Source organism: Mesorhizobium sp. M7A.F.Ca.AU.002.02.1.1 (genome assembly GCF_003998535.1).
GTDB lineage: Bacteria > Pseudomonadota > Alphaproteobacteria > Rhizobiales > Rhizobiaceae > Mesorhizobium > Mesorhizobium ciceri.
In genome coordinates this window covers 1-5,640 of record NZ_RZPB01000403.1, presented here as the reverse complement: position 1 = coordinate 5,640, position 5,640 = coordinate 1, and the positions used below count along the sequence as shown (strand labels likewise).

5 protein-coding genes and 1 pseudogene are annotated in these 5,640 nt (G+C 63.2%); all 6 read left to right on the top strand.

What is annotated here, in order from left to right; translation table 11 throughout:
• Positions 1–367: pseudogene (locus EN879_RS22380) on the top strand (tRNA uridine-5-carboxymethylaminomethyl(34) synthesis GTPase MnmE); the annotation flags it as partial.
• Between the two features lie 299 nt (positions 368–666).
• A complete protein-coding gene (gene mnmG / locus EN879_RS22375; RefSeq protein ID WP_063169598.1) occupies positions 667–2,547 on the top strand; it encodes a tRNA uridine-5-carboxymethylaminomethyl(34) synthesis enzyme MnmG in 1,881 nt (626 codons plus the stop codon).
• Positions 2,544–3,176, top strand: coding sequence for a 16S rRNA (guanine(527)-N(7))-methyltransferase RsmG (gene rsmG / locus EN879_RS22370; RefSeq protein ID WP_063169597.1), 633 nt, complete (start codon positions 2,544–2,546; stop codon positions 3,174–3,176). The genes mnmG and rsmG overlap by 4 nt, the downstream gene beginning before the upstream one ends.
• A gap of 52 nt (positions 3,177–3,228) precedes the next feature.
• On the top strand, positions 3,229–4,029 hold the full coding sequence (locus EN879_RS22365; RefSeq protein WP_013528736.1) for a ParA family protein: 801 nt from the start codon (positions 3,229–3,231) through the stop codon (positions 4,027–4,029).
• Positions 4,030–4,092: 63 nt separating this feature from the next.
• Positions 4,093–4,983: a ParB/RepB/Spo0J family partition protein gene (locus tag EN879_RS22360; protein WP_013528737.1), complete on the top strand. Its 891-nt coding sequence runs from the start codon at positions 4,093–4,095 to the stop codon at positions 4,981–4,983.
• A 513-nt stretch (positions 4,984–5,496) separates the two neighbouring features.
• The coding region (locus EN879_RS22355; RefSeq protein WP_127274248.1) for a DUF1326 domain-containing protein at positions 5,497–5,640 on the top strand (144 nt) is incomplete at its 3' end.

The window sequence follows — 5,640 nt, the reverse complement described above, 5'->3', positions numbered from 1 at the left end:
GCTTGTCGGCACCAAGCTTGATCTGATCGACGGCCGTGCAGTGCCCGACGCGACCGCCGACTATGATCTTGTCATCTCGGTGGAGGAGGGGACCGGCGTGGAGGAATTGCTGGCGGAGATTGGCCGGCGCGCGTCGGAGTCAGCCGGCAGCGTCGGCGATGTCCTGCCGTCGCGCCTTCGCCACGTCGAATTGCTTGGCGAGACCAACCGCCATCTGCATCGCGCCACTGACGGCCGGATGAACGAGCAGGAGTTGCGCGCGGAGGAGTTGCGGCTCGCCGCCGATCGCCTCGGCCGAATCGTCGGCGCCATCGACGTCGAGGACATGCTGGACGTGATCTTCTCGCAGTTCTGCATCGGGAAATGACTCACGTGAAACAGGGTCGCTGCGGCGTGAGCTCCCTTTAGATCGTATGTTGCTTTGCTGCATGGCTTCGTGATTTTCGACGAACCCCGAAGGCGGGTAGGCTTCATCTGGGCCACCACCGCGCTGCGCCGCCTGCATGACTCACGTGAAACGTGTCAGGCGGCCCGATGACTCACGTGAAACACTGGGCTGACTAGCGGCGCGGCTGTTTCACGTGAAACTTGTCGCGGAGTTTTCTTGACAGCGTCGCTCCGCAGGGACATGTGTCCCTCATTCTTCTGAGTCCAGGACGTTTGGAAATGACCAATCGCTATGATGTGGTTGTGGTGGGCGGCGGCCACGCGGGTTGCGAGGCGGCCAGCGCTGCCGCGCGCGCCGGCGCCAGGACGGCGCTGGTGACGCTGCGTTTCGACACGATCGGCGTCATGTCGTGCAACCCCGCGATCGGCGGGCTCGGCAAGGGCCACCTGGTGCGCGAGATCGATGCCATGGACGGCCTCATGGGCCGCGTGGCGGATGCGGCCGGCATACAGTTCCGCCTGCTCAACCGCCGCAAAGGCCCTGCGGTGCGCGGCCCGCGTACGCAGGCCGACAGAAAGCTCTATCGCCTTGCCATGCAGGAAGCGATTCGGCAGCAGAACGATCTCGACGTGGTCGAAGGCGAGGTTCTGGACTTCGAGATCGCCGACGGGCAGATCACGGCGGTTCTCCTAGCCGACGGCCGGCGCCTGGTCTGTGGCGCGGTCGTCCTGACGACCGGAACTTTTCTGCGCGGGCTTATCCATATCGGCGAGAAGAAGATCGTCGCCGGCCGCATGAACGAGCAGGCGAGCCTCGGCCTGTCGGCAACGATGGACCGCGCCGGCTTCAAGCTTGGACGGCTGAAGACCGGGACGCCGCCGCGGCTCGATGGCCGGACCATCGACTGGGCGTCGCTGGAAAGCCAGGCGGCGGATGCGGATCCGGTGCCGTTCTCGCTGATGACCGACCGTATCACCACGCCGCAGATCGATTGCGGCATTACGCGGACGACGACCGCGACGCATGAGTTGATACGCGCCAATCTCGGTCGCTCGGCCATGTATTCCGGATCGATCGAAGGCGTTGGGCCGCGCTATTGCCCGTCGATCGAGGACAAGATCGTCAAGTTCGGGGACAGGGACGGGCACCAGATTTTTCTGGAGCCGGAAGGCCTGGACGACGACACCGTCTATCCCAATGGCATTTCGACCTCGCTGCCCGAGGATGTGCAGCTCGACATCTTGAAAACCATTCCGGGGCTGGAGCGAGCCGTCATGCTGCAGCCCGGCTATGCCATCGAATATGATCATGTCGATCCGCGCGAGCTGCATCAGACGCTGGAGACGAAGCGCGTCAGTGGCCTGTTCCTCGCCGGGCAAATCAACGGCACGACCGGCTATGAAGAAGCGGCCGGGCAAGGCTTGCTTGCCGGCCTCAATGCGGCGCGGCGGGCGGCGGGCAGCGAGCAGATCGTGCTCAGCCGCACCGAGGCCTATATCGGCGTCATGGTCGATGATTTGACCAGCCGGGGCATTGCGGAGCCCTACCGGATGTTCACGTCGCGGGCCGAGTTCCGGCTGTCGCTACGCGCCGACAATGCCGATGAGCGGCTGACGCCCGTGGCTGCGAAGCTTGGCATCGCCTCGGCGCAGCGAATGCGACGCTACGGGGATGTCATGCAGAATCTTGATGAAGCGCGGGAGCTGGCGAAGTTGCTCACAATGACGCCCAACGAGGCGGCGCGTCATGGGCTGGAAATCAACCGGGACGGCGTGCGCCGGTCCGGTTATGAATTGCTGTCCTATCCCGACGTCGACGTGGCCTGGCTGGGTCGTATCGATTCGCGATTCGCGGCGATCGACGGCAAGACGGCGGAGCGCCTCGAAACAGAGGCGAAATATTCAGTCTATCTCGATCGCCAGAAGACGGATGTGGCGCAGATCCGGCATGAAGAGAGCCGGCTGATCCCCGAGACGGTCGATTTCGCCGGAGTGCCGGGTCTGTCGAACGAGTTGAAGCAGAAGATGCAGGCGCGGCGGCCGCGCTCCATCGCCGATGCCCAGCGCATGGAAGGCATGACGCCGGCGGCGCTGGCGATCATTGTCGCGCATGTCCGTCACGCGGAGAGCGCCCAGCGCCTGCAAAAGGATGTTGCGTGAGTTCTATGACCCTAGCGAGCCTGCAGGACACGGCAGGCCCGGTTTCACGTGAAACATTCGATCGGCTGGTGGCGTTCGAGCAGATGTTCCAGAAGTGGAATCGCAGCATCAATCTGGTGGCGCAATCGACCTCGGGCGACGTCTGGCAGCGTCATATATTGGACAGCGCGCAGCTCGCGCGCATAGAGCCCCAAGCCACACGCTGGGTGGATATCGGCTCAGGCGGCGGATTTCCGGGCCTTGTCATGGCTTTCCTGCTGGCCGAGCGCGACGGCGCCAGCATCGATCTGGTTGAAAGCAATCGCAAAAAAGCATCCTTCCTGCAGACCGTCATTGGGCAGTTCAGCCTGCCGGCGCGGGTGGTGGCGCGCCGCATCGACGACAGTCATGCGCTTGTTTCGACGCCGCAGATCGTCACGGCGCGGGCGCTGGCTCCGCTTTCGACGTTGCTGGACCTGTCGGCGCCCTGGCTGATTTCAGGCGCGCGCGGCCTGTTCCACAAAGGCCGGGATTACCGCACCGAAGTGCAAGAAAGCGTTCACCGATGGTCCTTCGATCTGGTAGAACATCCCAGTGTGACCGACGCTGGCGGCGTCATCCTGGAATTGTCCAACCTGCGACCTGTCTGATCCGTCACTGACAGGCGATTTGGCGCCCAAAATGAATTTCTGGCATAAACCCATGATGAAGAATGGCCCCCGAATCATCACCGTAGCCAACCAGAAAGGCGGCGTCGGCAAGACAACCACCGCCATCAATCTGGCGACCGCGCTGGCCGCGATCGGCGAAAAGGTGCTGATCGTCGATCTCGATCCGCAGGGAAATGCCAGCACCGGCCTCGGCATCGACCGCAAGGATCGGACGGTGTCCTCCTATGACGTGTTGACCGGCGAGTTGGAGCTGGAGGCCGCGGCCATCCCGACGGCGGTGCCCGGCCTGTCGATCGTGCCGTCGACGCTCGACCTGCTCGGCATTGAAATGGAGATCGCCTCCGCGCCCGACCGGGTGCTCAAGTTGCGTAATGCGCTGCGCGCCGCGACCGAGCGCGGCGCACCCTTTGGCTATGTGCTGATCGATTGCCCGCCATCGCTCAACCTTTTGACCTTGAATTCAATGGCTGCGGCCGATTCTGTTCTTGTGCCGCTGCAATGCGAGTTCTTCGCGCTCGAAGGTCTCAGCCAGTTGCTGGAGACGGTCGAGCAGGTGCGCCGCTCGATCAATCCGGATCTCACCATCCAGGGCATCGTGCTGACCATGTATGACGGCCGCAACAATCTCGCCAACCAGGTGGTGCAGGATGTGCGGGCGCATATGGGCGACAAGGTCTACGAGACCGTCATCCCGCGCAATGTGCGGGTGTCCGAGGCGCCGTCCTACGGCAAGCCGGCGATCCTTTACGATCTGAAATGCTCGGGCAGTCAGGCCTATCTGCAACTGGCGTCGGAAGTGATCCGCCGCGAGCGCAAGTTACGCGCCGCTTGATTAGACTCCCTGCAATTTAAAGAGCCGATTCGATACCGAAACGATCCGGAACCTGGAATAAAGATGAGCGAAGACCTTTCGAGAAAGAGACTGGGGCGTGGGCTGGCGGCGCTGATCGGCGAGATCGATCGCCCAGCTGCGCCTGAAAAACCAGGCATGAGCGCCGACGGCAAGGTGCCGATCGAGTTCCTGACCCCCAATCCGAAGAATCCGCGGCGGCATTTCGGCGACGCCGAGCTGACCGACCTTGCCCAGTCGATCCGCGAACACGGCGTCGTCCAGCCGGTGGTGGCGCGTCCTTCGCCGGCACAGGCCGGCCGTTACGAGATCATCGCCGGCGAGCGGCGCTGGCGCGCGGCGCAGCGCGCCGGGCTGTCCGAGATCCCGGTCATCATCCGCGAGGTCAACGACCGCACCGCGCTCGAGCTGGCGATCATCGAAAACGTCCAGCGCACCGACCTCAATGCGGTCGAGGAAGCGCTTGGCTATCAGCAGCTGATCGATGAGCACGGCTACACCCAGGCCGATCTCGGCCAGGTGATCGGCAAAAGCCGCAGCCATGTCGCCAACACGCTCAGGCTCCTGAAGCTGCCGGATGTGATCCGCGACATGCTGGTCGACGGCGCGCTGTCGGCGGGCCATGCCCGCACGCTGGTGACGGCGGAAGATCCGGCCGGCCTTGCCAAGCGTATCGTCGAAGAGGGCCTTTCGGTGCGCCAGGCCGAAGCGCTGGCCCAGATACCGGCCGGCACCAGCAGCACCAAGGAAGCCAAGCCGGCGCCAAGTCCGGAGCAAAAGGACGCCGATACGCTGGCGCTGGAAAAGCTGTTGACCGATACGATCGGCATGATTGTGTCAGTGGATCACAAGGGCAAGGGCGGCACTTTGCGGGTTTCATACCGGTCGCTGGAGCAGCTTGATGAGCTGTGCAGAAGGCTGAAGCAGGAGCGTTAGTTAGCCGGCGAAGTATATTGAGACCGGAGATTGCGCATGTGGAAAGGGGCTGGCCGTTTGGCCGGCCTTTTCCTTTTGGGGCGCTCGTGATTGGCGAAATCGGTGACGCCGCGAATCTCCCTCCTTGAGGGGGGATGGCCGGCAGGCCAGAGGGGGTCGCCCCACATCAAGCGCCGGGCCCCTGCGGGAACGAAGAAGAGGTCAGCGCCCCACGCGCGGCGGCCCCCTCTGTCGCCTTCGGCGACATCTCCCCCTCGAGGGGGAGATCAGGCTCGCTCCCCAGCCTCGCGCTCTCAACCGCGATCCCAAGCAGCGCCTGCCGCCAGCCCTGCCGCTCGCGGCTTGACAGTGCCAGGCAACGGCGTAACCTATATTAGATATGGCTTAAATTATGTGCCCTAGCGTGCCGGTCAGTCGAGGCGGGGGCTATTTGCCGTTCCTACAACAATCGTGAAATGGCACCGCCCCGCCAATGCGATATGCCGACGCGCCTGACGCAAGTGGGAGGTGCAAATGGCAGTCCGTTGGCAATTGTCCGGAAGTTACTTCGAAAATTGTAGCTGCGATGTCGTATGTCCTTGTCTGCTGTCCACCAACGCGCAGCTGACATCGAAGCCGACGAAAGGTGTTTGCGACGTCGGTTTGGTCTTTCATATC

What these genes read in the sequence shown, in the direction of transcription:
- mnmG (WP_063169598.1), top strand. Translation starts at nt 667, where the DNA reads ATGACCAATCGCTATGATGTGGTTGTGGTGGGCGGCGGCCACGCGGGT.
- EN879_RS22365 (WP_013528736.1), top strand. Translation starts at nt 3,229, where the DNA reads ATGATGAAGAATGGCCCCCGAATCATCACCGTAGCCAACCAGAAAGGC.
- EN879_RS22360 (WP_013528737.1), top strand. Translation starts at nt 4,093, where the DNA reads ATGAGCGAAGACCTTTCGAGAAAGAGACTGGGGCGTGGGCTGGCGGCG.